This is a genomic window from Wenyingzhuangia heitensis, assembly GCF_011762155.1.
In the GTDB taxonomy this organism is placed as follows: domain Bacteria; phylum Bacteroidota; class Bacteroidia; order Flavobacteriales; family Flavobacteriaceae; genus Wenyingzhuangia; species Wenyingzhuangia heitensis.
The window spans coordinates 83,569-102,741 of sequence record NZ_JAASQL010000005.1; the positions used below are offsets into that span (position 1 = coordinate 83,569).

General features: G+C 31.6%; 16 protein-coding genes and 1 riboswitch. Of the genes, 9 read left to right on the forward strand and 7 right to left on the reverse strand.

What is annotated here, in order from left to right:
• The first annotated feature begins 77 nt into the window (after positions 1-77).
• The 5 genes from FHR24_RS13620 to FHR24_RS13640 all read left to right on the forward strand — a co-directional run bounded on the left by FHR24_RS13620 (position 78) and on the right by FHR24_RS13640 (position 7,568).
• Positions 78-1,931, forward strand: coding sequence for a DNA topoisomerase IV subunit B (locus FHR24_RS13620; RefSeq protein ID WP_167190013.1), 1,854 nt, complete (start codon positions 78-80; stop codon positions 1,929-1,931).
• Entirely contained in the window at positions 1,932-2,672 is a 741-nt protein-coding gene (locus tag FHR24_RS13625; protein WP_167190016.1) for a DUF2971 domain-containing protein, read from the forward strand.
• 2 nt (positions 2,673-2,674) lie between these two features.
• On the forward strand, positions 2,675-5,248 hold the full coding sequence (locus FHR24_RS13630) for a DNA gyrase/topoisomerase IV subunit A (protein ID WP_167190019.1): 2,574 nt from the start codon (positions 2,675-2,677) through the stop codon (positions 5,246-5,248).
• A 324-nt stretch (positions 5,249-5,572) separates the two neighbouring features.
• Positions 5,573-6,676 carry an MBOAT family O-acyltransferase gene (locus FHR24_RS13635; RefSeq protein WP_317166208.1) on the forward strand — a complete coding sequence of 368 codons (1,104 nt, stop codon included), beginning with the start codon at positions 5,573-5,575 and terminating at the stop codon, positions 6,674-6,676.
• Between the two features lies 1 nt (position 6,677).
• The gene (locus FHR24_RS13640; RefSeq protein WP_167190025.1) at positions 6,678-7,568 is read left to right on the forward strand and encodes a hypothetical protein; all 891 of its coding nucleotides are present in this window, start codon (positions 6,678-6,680) and stop codon (positions 7,566-7,568) included.
• Between the two features lies 1 nt (position 7,569).
• On the opposite strand, the gene FHR24_RS13645 is transcribed toward FHR24_RS13640, so the two are convergent.
• The 6 genes from FHR24_RS13645 to FHR24_RS13670 form a co-directional block, all read right to left on the reverse strand.
• Positions 7,570-9,450 (reverse strand): DUF5060 domain-containing protein, encoded by a 1,881-nt coding sequence (locus tag FHR24_RS13645; protein WP_167190028.1) that lies wholly within the window; start codon positions 9,448-9,450, stop codon positions 7,570-7,572.
• Positions 9,451-9,529: 79 nt separating this feature from the next.
• Complete coding sequence (locus tag FHR24_RS13650) at positions 9,530-10,651, reverse strand: ABC transporter substrate-binding protein (RefSeq protein ID WP_167190031.1); 1,122 nt, start codon at positions 10,649-10,651, stop codon at positions 9,530-9,532.
• 1 nt (position 10,652) lies between these two features.
• Positions 10,653-11,192, reverse strand: a complete 540-nt coding sequence (gene cobC / locus FHR24_RS13655) for an alpha-ribazole phosphatase family protein (RefSeq protein WP_167190034.1) — start codon at positions 11,190-11,192, stop codon at positions 10,653-10,655.
• Positions 11,189-11,941: an adenosylcobinamide-GDP ribazoletransferase gene (locus FHR24_RS13660; RefSeq protein WP_167190037.1), complete on the reverse strand. Its 753-nt coding sequence runs from the start codon at positions 11,939-11,941 to the stop codon at positions 11,189-11,191. Before FHR24_RS13660 ends, cobC begins: the two co-directional genes overlap by 4 nt.
• Positions 11,941-12,957 (reverse strand): nicotinate-nucleotide--dimethylbenzimidazole phosphoribosyltransferase, encoded by a 1,017-nt coding sequence (gene cobT / locus FHR24_RS13665; RefSeq protein ID WP_167190040.1) that lies wholly within the window; start codon positions 12,955-12,957, stop codon positions 11,941-11,943. Before cobT ends, FHR24_RS13660 begins: the two co-directional genes overlap by 1 nt.
• Before the next feature lie 5 nt (positions 12,958-12,962).
• Complete coding sequence (locus tag FHR24_RS13670) at positions 12,963-13,466, reverse strand: bifunctional adenosylcobinamide kinase/adenosylcobinamide-phosphate guanylyltransferase (protein WP_167190043.1); 504 nt, start codon at positions 13,464-13,466, stop codon at positions 12,963-12,965.
• Between the two features lie 90 nt (positions 13,467-13,556).
• Between FHR24_RS13670 and FHR24_RS13675 the strand changes: the two genes are divergently transcribed.
• The 3 genes from FHR24_RS13675 to FHR24_RS13685 all read left to right on the forward strand — a co-directional run bounded on the left by FHR24_RS13675 (position 13,557) and on the right by FHR24_RS13685 (position 17,731).
• Entirely contained in the window at positions 13,557-14,486 is a 930-nt protein-coding gene (locus FHR24_RS13675) for an ABC transporter substrate-binding protein (RefSeq protein ID WP_167190046.1), read from the forward strand.
• An 18-nt stretch (positions 14,487-14,504) separates the two neighbouring features.
• Positions 14,505-14,721, forward strand: a riboswitch (cobalamin riboswitch).
• A gap of 24 nt (positions 14,722-14,745) precedes the next feature.
• Complete coding sequence (locus tag FHR24_RS13680) at positions 14,746-16,629, forward strand: TonB-dependent receptor plug domain-containing protein (RefSeq protein ID WP_167190049.1); 1,884 nt, start codon at positions 14,746-14,748, stop codon at positions 16,627-16,629.
• A 10-nt stretch (positions 16,630-16,639) separates the two neighbouring features.
• Positions 16,640-17,731 (forward strand): YncE family protein, encoded by a 1,092-nt coding sequence (locus FHR24_RS13685; RefSeq protein WP_167190052.1) that lies wholly within the window; start codon positions 16,640-16,642, stop codon positions 17,729-17,731.
• A 55-nt stretch (positions 17,732-17,786) separates the two neighbouring features.
• Here FHR24_RS13685 and FHR24_RS13690 read toward each other — a convergent pair whose 3' ends face one another.
• Complete coding sequence (locus tag FHR24_RS13690) at positions 17,787-18,296, reverse strand: DUF7935 family protein (protein ID WP_167190055.1); 510 nt, start codon at positions 18,294-18,296, stop codon at positions 17,787-17,789.
• Between the two features lie 102 nt (positions 18,297-18,398).
• Between FHR24_RS13690 and cdaA the strand changes: the two genes are divergently transcribed.
• Complete coding sequence (gene cdaA / locus FHR24_RS13695; RefSeq protein ID WP_167190058.1) at positions 18,399-19,172, forward strand: diadenylate cyclase CdaA; 774 nt, start codon at positions 18,399-18,401, stop codon at positions 19,170-19,172.
• Position 19,173 lies beyond the last annotated feature (1 nt).

Sequence of the window (19,173 nt, forward strand, 5' to 3'; positions counted from 1 at the left end):
AATTACTTATTGCCTACTGTTGATAAAGTCTAATAAAGTCATAAATTTAACAATAACCTAAAATCAGAACTTTGTTCATGAGTGAAGAAACTAAATACACGGAAGATAATATACGATCGTTAGACTGGAAAGAGCATATTAGAATGCGACCAGGGATGTATATTGGAAAGCTAGGAGATGGATCATCTCAAGATGATGGTATTTATATTCTGATTAAAGAAGTGATAGACAACTCTATAGATGAGTTTGTAATGGGTACAGGAAAAACCATTGAGATTTCTGTAAAAGAAGAAGTGGTTAAAATTAGAGATTACGGACGTGGAGTTCCTTTAGGGAAAGTAGTAGATGTAGTTTCTAAAATGAACACAGGTGGTAAGTACGATTCTCGTGCATTTAAAAAATCTGTAGGATTAAACGGAGTAGGTACCAAAGCTGTAAATGCACTGTCTAGTAATTTTTCTATTCAATCTATTCGTGATGGACAAACTACGACTGCCGAATTTGAAAAAGGAGAATTAATTCATCAAACTCCTTTAGAAGCAACTACTATTAGAAGAGGAACAAGAGTTATTTTTCATCCCGATGCTTCTATTTTTGTAAACTACAAATACCGTAGTGAGTATGTTGTAAAAATGATTAAAAACTACGTGTACCTAAACCCTGGTTTGACGATTGTTTTTAATGGAGAAAAATTTATTTCGGAAAATGGATTGAAAGATTTGTTAGAAGAAAACATACATGAAGATACTTTGGCATATCCTATTATTCACTTAAGAGGAGATGATATTGAAGTTGCCATGACACATAGTAAAACGCAATACAGCGAAGAATACCATTCTTTTGTAAACGGACAACATACCACACAAGGAGGTACACATCAAAATGCGTTTAGAGAGGCCGTGGTAAAAACCATTAGAGAGTTTTTTGGAAAGAATTTTGAAGCCTCAGATGTTCGTAAATCCATTGTAAGTGCAATTGCCATTAAGGTGATGGAGCCTGTTTTTGAAAGTCAGACCAAAACAAAGCTGGGGTCTACAGAAATGGGAGGAGATTTACCAACGGTTAGAACCTACATCAACGATTTTGTGAAAACCAATTTAGACAACTATTTACATAAAAACCCTACCACTGCCGAAGCCATTCAGAGAAAAGTAATGCAAGCGGAAAAGGAACGTAAAGAATTGTCTGGAATTCGTAAAATAGCTAGAGATCGTGCTAAAAAAGCAAGTGTACACAATAAAAAATTACGTGATTGTAGAATCCATTTGGCAGACACTAAAAAAGAAGGGCATTTAGATACTTCTTTGTTTATTACCGAGGGAGATTCTGCAAGTGGATCTATTACCAAGTCTAGAAACGTAAACACACAAGCCGTATTTAGTTTAAAAGGGAAACCTTTAAATTGCTACGGATTGACCAAAAAGATTGTGTACGAGAATGAGGAATTCAACTTATTACAAGCCGCTTTAAATATAGAAGATGGAATAGACAATTTACGATACAACAATGTAATTATTGCGACCGATGCCGATGTGGATGGGATGCACATTCGCTTGTTGTTAATTACGTTCTTTTTGCAATTTTTTCCTGAAGTGATAAAAGAAGGGCATTTGTATATTTTAGACACTCCGTTGTTTAGAGTACGTAATAAAAAAGAAACTATTTATTGTTATTCCGAAGAGGAAAGACAAGCTGCCATGGCAAAATTATCAGGAAAACCAGAGATTACCCGATTTAAAGGATTGGGAGAAATTTCTCCAGATGAATTCCAACATTTTATAGGAGACAACATTCGTTTAGATCCTGTAATGTTAGACAAAGAACAATCTATAGAGTCTATGTTAGAATTTTACATGGGAAAAAATACACCAACCAGACAAGAGTTTATTATAGACAATTTAAAGTACGAGTTGGATATTATTGAGGAGTAGATGACAGATAATCAAAACATACCTGATGTAGTTTATAAATATCTAGATTTTGAAACAGGAATAGAAAAGGTTTTAAAAAATAAAACCATTAAGTTTTCTACTCCTTCAAGTTTTAATGATCCTTTTGATTGTTATGAAGTTTTGATTGAACAAAAAGCAAAGGTTTCTCGAGAAAAACAAGGTTTTTCAGGTTTTTTTAAAACTGATTATGAAGAAGCCGATAAGTTTTTAAGGAAGGAAAATGCAGAGGTTTTTAGGAGGTTAAAAGAACAAATTCGAATAACTTCATTTAGTAAATGTTATAGAAATATTTTAATGTGGTCTCATTACGGGCAAAAGCATACGGGAGTTTGTATAGGTGTATCAACGATATTAAATAAATCGGAATTTAGTAAAGTTAGTTATGAAACAATAATAACACCTAAGCCTTTTGATGATCTTGGGGAAAAGAAAAATAATATTGATGCAATTAACTATTGGTTAAATACCAAAAGTAATGACTGGGAATATGAAGGTGAAATAAGAATTGTATCTAGAGATATGCCAGAATATTCAAAATTTAATAGCGAAGTAGTTAAAGAAATCATTTTCGGATTAAAAGTGCCCTCAGAAAAAGTAAAGAATAAAATAAAAGAACTACAACTTTACGGTTATGAACACGTAAAATTCTATCAAATGAAAGAGATAGAAAACGAGTTTAGAATAGAAAAGAAGTTAATCAACATAGAAGACATATCATAAATATGCAAGACGACATCAACAACCAAGAAGAATCTGAATTTGAAAACCATAAAGAGGTAGAAAGTCAAGAGACCATTACCAAAGTTACAGGAATGTACAAAGAGTGGTTTTTAGACTATGCTTCTTACGTAATCTTAGAACGTGCAGTACCTGCTATTGCAGACGGTTTTAAACCCGTGCAAAGACGTATTATGCAATCTATGAAAGATTTAGATGATGGTCGTTACAACAAAGTAGCCAATTTGGTAGGGCACTGTATGCAGTATCACCCACATGGAGATGCTTCTATTTCTGATGCCATGGTACAAATTGGTCAAAAGGAGTTGTTGATAGACATGCAAGGAAACTGGGGGAATATTCTTACCGGAGACCGTGCAGCAGCTGCTCGTTATATAGAAGCTCGTTTGTCTAAGTTTGCTTTAGAGGTAGTGTTTAATCCAAAAACAACAGATTGGCAAGCATCGTATGATGGTCGTAGAAAAGAACCGATCAATTTACCTGTAAAATTCCCAATGTTATTGGCACAAGGAGGAGAGGGAATTGCGGTTGGATTGTCTACCAAAATATTACCTCACAACTTTAATGAGCTGATAGATGCTTCTATAAAAATATTAAAAGGAAGAAGTTTTACTCTGTTTCCAGATTTTTTAACGGGAGGAATTGTAGATGTTACCAATTATAATGATGGTGCTAGAGGAGGAAAAGTAAGAGTAAGAGCCAAAATTGCTCAACTAGATAAAAAGACATTGGTGATTAACGAAATTCCTTTTGGAACGACCACATCATCATTGATAGAATCTATTTTAAAAGCGAATGACAAAGGAAAAATTAAAATCAAACAAATAGAGGATAACACCGCTAGAAATGTAGAGATTTTAATTCATTTAGCTCCAGGAATATCTCCAGACAAAACCATTGATGCTTTGTATGCGTTTACCAATTGTGGAATTTCAATTTCGCCATTGTGTTGTGTTATTCAAGACCACAAACCGGTATTTATTGGAGTGTCTGATATTTTAAAAATATCGACTAACAACACCTTACATTTATTAAAACGTGAATTAGAAATTCAGTTAGGAGAATTGCAAGAAAAATGGCATTTCGCTTCTTTAGAACGTATTTTTATAGAGAATAGAATCTATCGTGACATAGAAGAAGAAAGTACTTGGGATGGAGTAATTACAGCCATAGATAGGGGATTAAAGCCACATACTACACATTTAAAACGAGCGGTAACGGAAGAGGATATTGTTCGTTTGACAGAAATAAGAATTAAGCGTATTTCTAAGTTTGATATTGACAAGGCAAAGCAGCTAATAGAAAGTCTAGAGGATGAAATAGCAGTAGTTAAAAACTATTTAGACAATTTAATTGAGTTTGCTATTAACTATTTTAAAAGTTTAAAAGAGAAGTACGGAAAAGACAAACCTCGTTTAACAGAAATTAGAACTTTTGATGATATTGAAGCGACCAAAGTGGTGATGCGTAATGAGAAATTATACGTAAATAGAGTTGAAGGTTTTGTAGGAACTTCGTTAAAAAGAGATGAGTTTGTAGCAGATTGTGCAGATATTGATGATGTGATTGTTTTTCGTAAAGACGGAGTGATGATGGTGACCAAAGCCGCACAAAAAACATTTGTAGGTAAAGACATTATTCACATTGCTATTTTTAAGAAAAGCGACAAACGTACCATTTACAACATGATGTATCGTGATGGAAGATCGGGACCAAGTTATATGAAACGTTTTAATGTAACAGCGGTTACTAGAGATAGAGAGTACGATTTAACAGCAGGAAACAAAGGTTCAGTAGTGTTACATTTTACCGCCAATCCTAATGGTGAAGCTGAAACGGTGGGAGTGGAATTAAAACCACTGGCAGGATTAAAGAAATTAAAGTGGGACATAGATTTTTCTGACTTAATTATTAAAGGTCGTTCTTCAAAAGGGAATTTAATCACTAAATATCCTGTTAAAAAAATTGAATTTAAATCCGCAGGGACATCTACTTTAAAACCTCGTAAAATTTGGTTTGATGATACTGTACAGCGTTTAAATGTTGATGGTAGAGGAGAATTATTAGGAGAGTTTACCTCTAAAGATAAATTGTTAATAGCAACACAATCTGGAAAAATAAAGACAATTACACCAGCTTTAACCACACATTTTGAAGATGATATGGTGGTGTTAGAAAAATGGAACCCCAACAAACCAATTTCAGCTGTTTATTACGAAGGAGAAAAAGAGAAATACTATATAAAACGTTTTGTAATAGACACTCCAGACAAAGAAGAATTGTTTATTAGTGAACACCCTAAAACACAATTACAAATTGTTGTTACAGATTACAGACCTAATGTAGAGGTGGTGTTTAGCAAGCGAAATTTAGATAATTTGGTTATTGATTTAGAAGATTTTATTGCAATAAAAGGAATTAAAGCTTTAGGAAATCAATTAACAGAAGATAAAATAAAGTTGGTAAATAGATTAGAGGCATTGCCTTATACTCCAGAAGAAAATGAAATAGAAACCGAAGAGGAAATAAGTAAAGACGATCAACCTAGGTTGTTTTAAAACGAGTATATGCTGTTTAATTCAATAACTTTTTTTGTTTTTATAACAATTGTTTTTTTTGTATTCTGGTTTTTATTAAAAAGTGTTAAAAAGCAAAATGTATTTGTACTTGTTGCTAGTTACATTTTTTATGGTTGGTGGGATTATCGATTTTTATTTTTAATTATATTTAGCACATTGTTAGATTTTTATCTTTCAAAAAACATATATAAATCAAATAAAAACAAACAAAAGAAACTTTATTTATGGATTAGTCTTATTGCTAATTTAGGACTCCTTTTTGTTTTTAAATATTATAATTTTTTCACAAACAGTTTTCAAGAATTGTTTGCTGTTATAGGGGTGCATTTAAAATTATCAACGTTAAATATTATTTTACCAGTAGGTATTTCTTTTTATACTTTTCAGACATTAAGTTATACAATAGATGTTTACCGAGACAAATTAAAACCAACCAACGATCTTATTGCTTTTGCATCGTTTGTAACTTTTTTTCCACAATTAGTGGCGGGACCTATTGAAAGAGCAACTAATTTATTGCCTCAATTTTATCAGAAAAGAACTTTTAGTTTTGAGTTTGCAAAAAGTGGTGTACAGTTAATTGTTTGGGGATTATTTAAAAAAATAGTAATTGCAGATAGTTGTGCGGTATATGTTGATTATATTTTTAGTGAATATGAAACGCAAAACTCACTAACCCTTGTTCTGGGTGCAATTTATTTTGCTTTTCAGATTTATGGAGATTTTAGTGGATATACAGATATTGCTATAGGAACAGGAAGGTTGTTAGGATTTAAGCTATTGCCGAATTTTAAAACACCTTATTTTTCTAGAAATATTGCCGAGTTTTGGAGAAGATGGCACATATCTCTAACCACATGGTTTAAAGATTATATTTATATTCCCTTAGGAGGTTCAAGAGGAAATAAAGGATTGCAGTTAAGAAATGTATTCGTTATTTTTTTAATAAGTGGATTTTGGCATGGTGCTAATTGGACATATCTATTTTGGGGTGGTTTAAACGCTATTTACTTTATACCTTCTATGTTATTAAATAAGAACAGAAAATACACAGACAAAATTGAGTTTTCAGGTCTGTCGGTTCTAAAAATGATTATCACCTTTATAATAACCTGTTTTGCGTGGATTTTCTTTAGGGCCAATTCTTTGTCTATTGCTTTTGGGTATATTAAAAGAATTATAGACTTTAACATAGCGAATCCAATAAAGTATTTAAGTATTGATAGGTACAACGTTGAAATGATTCCCCTAATCATTTTGTTTTTAGTTTTTGAATATACAGGAGTAAATAAAGAGACACCTTTATTAGGGAAATATTCTTATTTAAAGACAGTGAGTATTGTTTTGTTAATTATGATCTTAGGTGTTTTTTCTGATCAAAAAGACTTTATTTATTTCCAATTTTAAAATGAAAAAATTCTTAAAATACCTTTTAAAAATTATAATATCATTCTTGCTTATTGCAATTTTGTTAGATGTTGTTTATACATCTGCAATAGAAAAAACCATCCCTAGAAATAAAGTTAGGTATGCGTTGTCTTTAAAGAATAAGCATTACAATGTTTTGTTCTTGGGGTCTTCAAGAGTAGAAAATTCAATTGTGACCTCAATGTTTAAGGAGCAGAATATCTCTATTTTAAATATGGGGTTAGAGGGAGCTACTTTAGGTGATAATTATTTGGTGTTACAGTTGTTAAATAATAACAATGTTACTTTTGATCAAGTTTTTATTCAGTTAGATTATCTGTATAATAATAATGAAGATTCTTTTTCGGAGACAAGTATGAGTAACCTTATGCCTTTGATTAGAAGCAAACAAGTAACTCCAATTTTAAGAGAATTTGATAAGGATTTTAATCAGAACTATTATATACCTTTTTATAGATATTTAACCAATAGTTATAGGATAGGTTTTAGAGAGTTTGTAAGTTCTTTGCTACATAAAAAGCCAAGAATCTCTTTTGAGGATGGTTTTACACCAAAATTTGGAACTACTAAATTAGCAAAAGAAGAACTACCCAAAAATATTGTTAGTTATTCTAAAGTTTACAATAAAATTAACAATACTTGTTTAAGCATGGGGATTGAACCTGTTTATTTTATAGCTCCTTATTGTAGTAAAATGGTTGATAACGGTTTTGTTAGAAAGCTAGATTCTGTGGTTGATAATTTCTATGACTATTCAGGAGTTGTAAAAAATGATAATAACTTCTATAATTGTGGGCATTTAAATAATAATGGTGCACAAGAATTTACAGAAGTTATTATCACTGATTTTTTTAAAAATAAAAAGCGTTAGTTTATTTGGTAATCAAAGCAACCCAATCATTTTGATTGTCTGGAGCTTTAATAACAAGGTTTTTACTCAATTTAGATTTTTTTAGCATCTCTCCATTTCTAGGATTGTACCATTGAATTTTCCATTTCTTAGTTGTTAACTCAATTTTTGTACTACCTCCCTTGGGTAAATAAACAGCATATGCTTTTCCATTGTTAGCCAAAACATAATCGTTTTTTGCTTCCGTTAATTCATCATTACTAACGGCATCAATCATGTATTTTTGAAAATAGTTATCAAAAAAGTGAATAGCATAACTTCCTTCTTTGTACAAGTCTCCTCTTAACCTATGATCTTGATTATGAATATCTCCATCATTATCTGTATAACCGTAATAATATTCTACTCCAGCTCCACCTGCCATTAGGGTAGCCCATAAAACTTCGTGTCTAGTTGTTTCTAATGGAATTCTAATTCCTTGCCCTGCAGTTCCTTGTTCGTCATTTGCAACTACCCATTTTTTACCTGCTTCTTCAGATTCTTTTATCCAAGTTTTTACACTTTTATGAATTAAATGTCTGTCTTTTTGAATGGAAGCTCCAGTTAATTCTGATTTGTTTCCAAGCAATTGAGGGTACTTTTGTTGTTGTTGACCAGGAAAAGTATGTAGTACTAAATTATGATGATAAGGATCTATACTGTTAATGTATTTAGATATGCTAACAACCACATTATCCGGAATTACGGTTTCTTCGGTAATGTTCCAGTTTAAGGCTAAGTGATGAGAAAATCTTGCAATTAATTCACGGTAATACAGTTTACGTTCTCTACCATTTTGATTATTGTCCATAAACTTACAGTTTTCGTTTTCCATGGTTTTAAAATGTAAGTACAAACCTTTACTGTCTGCATATTCAAGAATTTTTTCCCATTGACCTAACTTAGAAACATCAAATCTGTCTTTTTGTAAATGATCCCACATTGTTTTACGTTCCTGGTAGTTCATCTTTTTATCTTTACCATTGGGTAGGTTTTCGTAATCTTCTATAGAAATATTCATTAAGTGAGGAAATACATTCTGATCATCTCCACCAGCATTAAATGTTAAGAAAGACATTGCATTTGCACCTTGAGAACTTAAATAATTAACCACTCCTAAAAGCTCTGTTCCTTTTCCGTTTTGCCAAGTATATTTAGCGGATTCCTTAGCGTTGTAGTCTTGCTGATGAGCATTCCATGATTTACGCGTTCTTTTATAACTAGCTAGAATTCCTTTTTTGTTGTTCCATCTAGAAAATCTTCTGTTTGGAGTAGCATCAAAATCATCATAAGCAAACGTGTTTTCTGGAGAATCTGCACCTGCTTTTACAAACCATTTTCCGTTAGGTTTTTTAGGGTTGGTTCCAGAAAAACGTAAATATCTTTCTCCAACGTATTGCAATCTCCCGTGGTTAGGAGCTCTAAAGTCTCTACCAGATTTATCAGAAGATTTAACTTTAAAACTACCTGTTGTATTGTCCATAAAACCTGCACTTTGTTGATTGGTTTCATTAGATACAGCAACATCTTTTCCTGTTTTAAAAGCAACTTTATAACTCCAAGTTCCCTTGCTGTCTGGGGCAAAATGAACTTTCCATTTGTTACCAGACGTGCAACCTTCTGCAGGATTGTCACAAGCTGCGTAATAACCAGGAACGGTATAGCTTGTTTTACCTTTGGTAAAGGTTACGTCTAATTTATAATCAGAAAAAGGGTTGGGAATTGCGGTTTCTGAAGTGTTAGGGCCGTTAAAAGTTAGAGTTACTTTGTGCCATGTTTTTAATTCTCCTGTAATTTTTTGAGCTTTTGCAATCATAGCAAAAGAAAAAAAACTCAGACAAATTAGTTTTGTTTTAAAAGACATTATTGTAAATGATTTTGATTGTTAGTGATTGGTTTTGTTGTTAAAAACGCAATAAAAATAATCAAAAAACACTTAGTTTTTAATTTAAACTATTAAAAAATGTGGTATTGTAGCTTGGAAGTGTTTCTGGGTGACAAATCTTAATAACATCTTTAAGGATAAGATCGGGTCTTAGTGCTCCTAATTCAAAAAACAACAATCCACCTGTGGGGCCTGTTGTATTTGTGTAGGTATATATTTTGTTGTGTTGGTATGGAGCAAACTGAGTATAATGTTTGTTGTTGTTTGCTAAGGCTTTTTTGTTGGTTGCATAACCAGGAGCAAACCAATAATCAGCATTTTTTGCTTTTATAAAAACATCTTCAAATTGTAAAGATAGACTACCTGTTCCTGTAGTTTCTTTCCAAATATAATTTGTTTTGGCATCGTTTAAAATTTTGGCAACAAAGCTATCACCAGCAGGGGTATACCAAATTCCGTTATAAATAGATCCGTATAAAATAGTAGGGTGTGTGATTGTATTGTTTACTAGTTTAGTTGTTTCTTTATAACTAGTTTCTATTTTGTTAAAAACAAGATCAGCTTCTTTTTCTTTATTTAAAAACAAAGCAAAAAACTTAATCCATTCTGCTCTACCTAGTGGGGATTCTTCTAACCAACTAGCATCAACTACAATAGGGATTCCTGCTTTTTTTAAGGTGGTAAAATTTTTGTTTAAATTGTTTACAGCAAAGGCAAATAATACATCGGGTTTAATGTCTAAAATTAGTTCGGTGTTCATGTGTTCTTCATGACCTACATCTATAATAGTTCCATTATCTATTAACTTTCTGGTCTTTAGAGAAGAAATAAAATGTGTATTTGGGTATCCTTTTAATAATTTTTCTGATTCTAAAGCTTCTAAAACTGGAATTTGAGTAGTAGAGGTTGCAACTATTTTTTGAATAGGAGTTTTTAGTATAATTTGATTGGGATTACTTGGTTTTATAATAGTGTCTCCTGTTATCAAAATATATTCATACGGTGTAGTAGCTCCTTTATAAGGTGTGGGAACGATTATTTTTGTGTATTTCCTAAATTTTTGGTAACTAAACCCTTTAGCGTATTTAATAGTATTGTTTATTAAAACTGTATTGCTGTTGTGGGCTGATGGTTTACAAGCTAATAGTGCAAAAAACACAAAATAAATGTAAGGTTTCATATTATAAAATAGTGTATTCATTGCTTTCTGTATCAATTTTAACAATGGTTCCGTAGGGAATTTTAAAGTCAAAGGAATCGTTTAAATTAGTGTTGGTTATATAGGTTAAAATACTTCTAATAACTCCAGCATGTGTAACTACAATGGTGTTGTTGTTTTGGATGTTTTTATAACATTTAATGGCTCTGGCAAATAAATCTAAATAGTTTTCTCCATTAGGAACAGGAACGTTTACAAAATCATTCATCCACGGATTGGTTTCTTCATCAGGAATAGCATTCCATTTTTTTAATTCCCAATTTCCAAAATCTAATTCCATCAAACTAGCATTGGTTGTGTATGCTGTACTTATTTTAGTTGCTAATTTGGTACATCTTTGTAGTGGACTACTAATTACATCAGTAATAGTAACGGACTTTATTTTTCCTAATAAAAAATTAGCTTCTTCTTCAAAAATATCTGAAACATCAATATCAGATTGTCCGTAACAAATTCCTCTCTCAATATTAGGAGTGGTGTGTCTTATCAAATATACAATCATACTATAATTATTAAGCTTAAGTAAAAAACAACTTCGGTTAGTTGTTGTGTAGCCCCCGCACAATCTCCTGTGTGTCCACCAATCCATTTGTGAAAATATTTAGCCAATAAATATTTGGTGATTAGTACAGGGACAAGTGTTAAAAAAACAAAAGGATTAAAGAAAAACAACAATGGAATTAAGGCAAAAACCCCACAAATAAGTACGTCTTTTATAGTGATTCCTACTGCTGATGGTTTTATTTTGCTTTTGTCTATATCTTGTACATAAGGCTCTGTATAAATTAGAGTTGTAGCAGCAAAACGACTAATAGCATGACCAGAAATAAGGGCAATTATACATGTGTGTAAATCTAATTCTATAAGAGATTGATGTTTGATGGCTAATAAAATTCCCAAACCTACAATACCGTAAGTACCTACTCTAGAATCTTTCATAATGGTTAGTATTTTTTCTTTGGTCCAGCCACCACCAAAACCATCACAAACATCGGCAAAACCATCTTCGTGAAAAGCTCCTGTAATCCAAATAGTAGTGGCAATGCTTACTAAAATAGAAATAGAATCGTTGAATAAAAATTCGGATAGATAGAAAACGAAGGCACCAAAACCTCCTACAATAATTCCGACCAAAGAAAAATATCGACTGCTTTTTGTTAAAATTTCTGGGGAATGATCTATGTTTTTAGGACAAGGGATTCTTGTAAAAAACATAATAGCAGTTAGAAAAATAGCGATTTCTTTTTTCATTAGTATTTGGTGTTTGTTACTTCGGCAGATTCAAAATTAGCCATTTGATTAAGGAAGTTAACAGCAGCCTGAACAATTGGGTATACCAATGCAACTCCGGTACCTTCTCCAAGTCTTAATCCTAAATTTAAAACAGTATCAGCTTTCAAAAATTCTAACATTTTAAAATGACCTTGTTCGTTAGAGCAATGAGAAAAAATACAATTGTTTAATATTGTTTTGTCTATCGCTTGTGCTACTAATAAAGCTGATGTTACAATAAATCCATCAACCAAAATAACCATATTTAGTTTTGCAGCTTGTAAAAAGGCACCTACCATCATGGCAATTTCATAACCACCAAAAATGGCTAAAATCTCCATAGGATCTTCAGTTTGTTGATGATTGTTTTTTGCTTTTTTTAAAATAGCTTTTTTAGCTCTCACTCCTTCGGGAGAAAACCCAGTTCCTTTACCTACGCAATTTTTTATGGGCAGTTTGGTAATTAAACTCATTAACAAGGCAGCAGATGATGTGTTTCCAATTCCCATTTCTCCAAAACCAATCACATTGGTTCCTTCAGAAAATTGCTTGGTCACTATTTCTTTTCCTTTAAGAATGGCTTTGTTGCAATCGTCAATGCTCATTGCAGGTTCAATACTATAGTTTTTAGTCCCTTTGTTTATTTTGGCATTTATTAAATTAGGAACGTTGTTAAAATCAAAATTAACACCTGCATCTATAATTTTTAAATCAATATTATTTTGTTTACAAAACACATTAATAGCCGCACCTCCTTGTAAAAAATTAAAAACCATTTGCGTGGTCACTTCTTGTGGAAAAGGGCTTACAGGTTCTGCATTCACAATTCCGTGATCCCCTGCAAAAATTAAAATAGCAGGTTTGGATAAAACAGGGGCAGTTGTTTGTTGAATGTTTCCTATTTTAAAAGCAATGGTTTCTAAAACACCCAAAGAACCAATAGGTTTTGTTTTGGTATCTATTTTATGCTGTAAATCAGTTGCAAAATTTTTCATTAATTTTATTTTAAAGTCATTGGAATACCAGAAACCATAAAAGTGGCTTTGTTACTTAGTTTGGCAATTTCTTGATTTACCCATCCTTGTAGTTCTGTAAATTTTCTTCCTATTTGTGTTTCTGCATGTACACCCATTCCAATTTCGTTAGAAATGATAATTAAAGTAGTTTCTAGTTTTGTTAATTTTTCAAGTTCAACCTTAACTAGCTCTAAACACTTGGCTACATTATAGTTGTTGTCAACATAAAAATTGGTAAGCCACAACGTAACACAATCTATAACAACTACCTTGTTTTTTGGAATAACAGCACTTAAGTTTTTTTCCTCTTCAAGGGTTGTCCAACGTTCATCTCTGTCGGATACATGCCTGTTTACACGCGTTTTAAAATCATCATCCCAAATTCTAGAAGTCGCTAAGTAATAAGGGTTAGAAGATAATTCTTCGGCTAGTTTTTGAGCATAGCTACTTTTACCCGATCGCTCTCCTCCAGTGACGTAATAAATCATGATTTAATTTTTTAACAAAGATTGATAAGTTTTAACTACAAAAAAAATGGATTTGAAAAAAAGACTAGTTTTGTCGTAAAATAAAAATATATGATTGTTTCTTCTATGATGCCAGCCGTAACCCAAATGATTTATGATATGGGTTTAGAACATATGCTAAACGGAATTACTTTTGAATGCCCTAAACAAGCATTGCAAGAAAAAGAAGTATTGGTAAGATGTATTTTAGAAGATAAAAAATATACAAGTGATGAAATAAACACCTTGTTTTCGGAAAGTAAAGCTACAGGTAAAAGTTTGTATTATGTTAATGAAGAGGTAATGCACAACATTGCTCCTTCTTTGGTTTTTACGCAAGATGTTTGTGATGTTTGCCAAATAGATACAGAAAGTGCAGAAAGATCTTTGTCTAAATTAGCCGTAATTCCCAAAACCATTTCTATAACTCCACAATCTTTAAATGATGTTTTTAACGATGCAATAACCATTGCTACCGCTATGGGGTTTCCAGCAAAGGGGGAAGCATATGTTTTGGAACTACAAAATCAAATTAAAGAGATTGTAGATAGATTAAGAGCTGATTTAATTTTACCTAAAAGTGTAATGTTGTTAGAGTGGATAGATCCGTTGTTTAATTGCGGACACTGGATTCCTCATCAAATTGGGTTTGCAGGTGGAGTAGACTTGTTGTCACATCCATCTGGTGATAGTATTGTAATAGATTGGGATAAAATTGTAAAATACAATCCAGAAGTGTTGGTGATTGCTCCGTGTGGTTATACCCAAGAAAGAACGTTAGAAGATATGAAGTTTTTAGAAGCAAAAGCAGAATGGTCTCAGTTAAAAGCAGTGCGAAACAAGCAAGTTTATATTGCAGATTTTGATTTGTTTACACAATCATCAGCAAGTACTTTGGTAGATGGTATAAAAGTATTGGCTAAATTGTTTCATCCTGAGGTGTTTACAGAGAGTATAGGATTGGAACATAAGTATTCTAATTATTTTAATACAAAAAACTAGAGATCTAAAAAAAGAACGTACTTTTGCCCCGATTTTGGTTTTTATGCTATTCAATATTAATTGAACCGTAAAATTAAAAGGGAATCTTGTTAAAAATCAAGAACTGTACCCGCAACTGTAAGCTTAGCCGTAAAGGTGCTTGTTACACACTTAAACCACTGTTTTAAACAATAGTAAAATGGGAAGGTAGTAATAAGACGTAAGTCAGGAGACCTGCCAGATTCATAAATATAAATTCTTTCGGGAGTAAAGGAAATTTATGATGAAACTATGTAAAGCTATTCTTATTATCTGTATGCTTTGGTGTGCTGTGTCTGTTGCTCAAAATGATTCTATCAATCGTTTAGAGAAAGTTACCTTGTTGGCTAATACGACTAAAAAACAAGAAGAGTTAGGCTTGAAGAAAGTAGAGTTGTCTGTAGAACAAGTGGTTAAAAACCCTACAAACTTTACAGAGTTATTAAGATATAACAGTCCCATTGCTTTTAAAGATTACGGAAATGGAGGAGCTAGTTCAGCTAGATTTAGAGGAACTTCTGCAACCAACACATTGGTGCTTTGGAACGGTGTAAGCATCAATGCTATAGGAAACGGACAAGTAGATTTTAATGCAATTTCGGCAAGTACCTCAGATAATATTACCGTGAACAGTGGAGGAGGAAGCGTGCAGTTTGGTTCTGGAGCTATTGGAGGAGTGGTGCAGTTAAACGATATTTTAGAATTTAGGGAGCATCAAGATTTTGATTTGTTTACTAGCTACGGAAGTTTTAATACAACATCTAATTTTTTTAAAGCGAATATTGGAACAGGAAAATGGGCTGTAAAAGTAGCTTCTACCTATAATAAATCGGATAATGACTACGAATATCTAGATACTAGATATAAAGATGAAAACGGAAAGGCTCTTAAAAATATAAATGGAAATTATAAAAATTATGGAGTAGATTTTAGTCTAGGATATCAGTTCTCTAGCCTAAATAAAATTTATTTTTATACCACTAAATATTACGGAAACAGATTGTTTTCTGATGGATTGCCTAATCCATCAGCAGGAACTGAAAGAAATGAAGATTTTAATCAACGTAATTTATTAAAATGGGATCTCTCTTTTAATAGCTTTAAACAATCTTTAAAAATAGCTTATTTAACTCAAGAGTTTCGATATTATGGAGATAAAGAAGCAACAGAATATAATTTTGGAAAATCAAATCAAAAGTTAGTAAACTATGATTTGTCTTATCGATTTTCTAATTACTTAAGGTTAAAATATACAATAGCTTATAAAGTTATTGATGGGGCTACAAATGATTTAGAATCTAGAAAAAGAAATGGCTTTACATTAGGAGGTGCTGTGTTTTATGTACCAACAGAAACATTAACTACTTCATTTCAGATAAGAAGAGAGTCTAATTCAGATTTTTCGGTGCCTATGTCTGTTTCTGTAGCTGCCGAGAAAAAATTAAATAAAAGCATTGTTTTAAAAACAAACCTATCTACCAATTATCGAATTCCAACCTATAACGAATTGTATTGGCCAGTTGTAGGGAATTTAGATTTGGTTCCAGAAAAATCTAAACAATTAGAGTTAGGAGTTGATGTAGATGTAAATAAATTACACCTTTCAGCTACTTACTTTTATATCCATATTGATGATAAAATTATTTGGTTACCAACTGGAGGTACTAATTTATGGAGACCCAAAAATATTCAAAAAGTGGTCAATCAAGGTTTTGAAACTTCGTTGTCCTATACATTAAGAATTACTAAAAATCAAGAATTATTAGCAACCAGTAATTATACATTTACCAATGCTGTAAATAAAAAAACAGAAGATAATTTACCTTTTGTACCCAATCATTTGTTGAATTACAATTTGGAATATACCTATAAAAAAATAAGTTTATATGCGCAAGGATTGTATCAAAGCAAAGTATACACAACCGAAGATAGTATTGATTTTTACTCTATAGATGCTGTTAGAGTACTTAATACGGGAATTAATTTTACACTATTTATAAAAGAAAACACCAAACTTGTTTTAGGAGGTAAAATAAATAACATAGGTAATAACACCTATTACTTTACCAATTTAAGACCTATGCCAGGTAGAAACTATAATCTAAATATTCACTATAAATTTTAAACTAAAAAAAATGAAAACAAACTCAATTTTTAAACTTTTACTACTTTCTAGTATTGTTTTTACTTCTTGTACCAAAGAAGAAACAATAACAGAAACAATTACTCAAAATATTTTTGAAACTATAAACTCAGACATTATTGTTAGTTCTGAAGGAAATTTTGGAGCCAAAGACGGTTCTGTGTCTTATTTTGGAAAAAATAATACGGATGTTTTTTATTATGAAAATGAAAATGGAGCAAAAGCAGCAGGGTTAATTCAATCCATTTGTTTTGGAGAAGAAGATGCTTATATTATTTTAAATGATGTTAGCCAAATTATAGTGGTTGATAAAAACACGTTTAAGAAAAAAGCAATTGTACAAACAGGATTGGGAAATCCTAGATATATGACTATTGTTGGAGATAAAGGATATATTACCAACTGGGGTAGTGGTTCTGATGAAACAGATGATTATATTGCTGTTCTAGATTTAACGACGAATACAATAGAAGAAACTACAATTCCATTAGCGAATGGAGTAGAAAGAGTTGTTACAAAAAACAACAAGTTGTATGTATCACACCAAGGAGGTTTTTCTTCTAACAATATAGTTTCTGTGGTAGATTTAGGAGCTGGTAATAGCATAACTACCGTTACAGTAAAAGATAATCCAGATGAATTGTTTTTTAACAATGCAGGTGAATTAGTAGTTCTTTCTCAAGGAAAACCATTAACATACGGAGGAGCACCAGATTATCCAGCCTTAACCAATACAACATCTTCTATTTCGTTTATCAATATAGCGGATAATACGATTAACAAGGAATTAGTTTTTACAGAGAACACAAGAGCTACTCTAATGTCTTATGATAATGGAAATATTTATTATTATGTGGGTGATAAAGTTTTTATGATTAATGACAATTCAACCGAAATTTCAACTTCAAAAGGTATTTCTGTAGGGTCTATATATGGGATGAGTACTAAACAAAATTATTTATTTACGGTTTCATATTCATTTACATCTTTGTGTAAATTTAACATCGTTAACGTTTCTACATTAGAGACAGAATACAGTAGCGCTGTAGGTTTAGGTGCTTCTAAAGTATACTTTATAGAGTAGTGAAAATTTGCTATGAAGAAGAAAAAAGCCCATACAATTTGTATGGGCTTTTTGTTTATAAAATATTTTGTACTTCTTTCTGAATAAACTGTTGCGCAATAATAATAGGAGATTCATTTTTAAGGTGTAACAAAGCTGTTTGTAATTCTTTTCCCGAATTAATGTTCTCTTTCATACTTTGAGCCGTAATGGTGTTTAACGTTGTTTGTTTGGCGTTTTTAACCAGTTTCCAAGCATCTTCGCTAATGTATATTTGCTGTACCAAGTTGTGTTCAAACTCAGCATTAATTTGAGTGATTAATAGTTTAGCATATTCAATTTTATTCATTTCAAAAGGTTCTATTCGTGCTAAAATATTTGTGGGCTCAATACGTTCTAAAAATAAAGTCATTCTTTCATAAGCTTGTAATCGTATAGGTAAGCTATGTTTTTTCTTTTCAGCAAAAGCCTCAAACTTTCTTTTGTTGGTTTCGTTATTTAGTATTTGTTTAAAAAAGTAAGCAGCAACTCCCGCCGTAACTATAGATGGGATGGTATATTTTAACAATTCAATAAATTCATTCATGTCTAAAAATTTTTGCGAATATATATTTTAGTTTTTTGCTGTCAAAATAAGAGTTTCTGTAAAAATGATTACTTTTAGCCTACTATACATAAATACCAATCTGTGTTTCAATTTTTAGAATTTAGTTTTGTTGATGTTTTAGATATTCTTTTGGTTGCTTTTTTACTGTTTAACGTATACAAATTGTTAAAAGGTACAGTAGCTATTAATATTTTTATTGGAATTGCCATTGTTTTTTTAATTTACAAAGTAACCGCAGCTTTACATATGGAAATGTTTAGCTCTTTACTAGGGAATTTAATTAGCGGTGGGGCTATTGCATTGATTATTATTTTTCATCCAGAAATGAGAAAATTTTTGTTAATGTTAGGGTCGACAAGCTTTAAATCTAAAAGGAACTTTATCAAACAACTAAAATTTTTAAAAGCAGAAATATCTATAGATTTAGATGTTGAGGTTTTGGTGCATACTTGCGAAAAATTTGAAACGACCAAAACAGGAGCTTTAATTGTGATAGAAAGAAATAGCAATCTTGATTTTTTAACAGAAAGAGGAGATGCTATGAATATTCAAATGAATGGACCTATTTTAGAAAGTATCTTCTATAAAAATAGTCCGTTGCACGATGGAGCTGTGGTGGTAAAAGAAAATCACATTATAGCCACAAGAGTTGTATTGCCTTTGTCGGATAGTAAATTACCAAGTAGATTTGGATTAAGACATAGAGCAGCAATTGGTATTACAGAAAAAACAGATGCTATGTGTTTGGTGGTGTCTGAAGAAACAGGAGAAATATCTTTTATTATTGATGGAGAGTTTGAGTTGTATAATTCTTACAACGAACTACAAGAAAAAATAAGAATGTACTTGTCTTAAT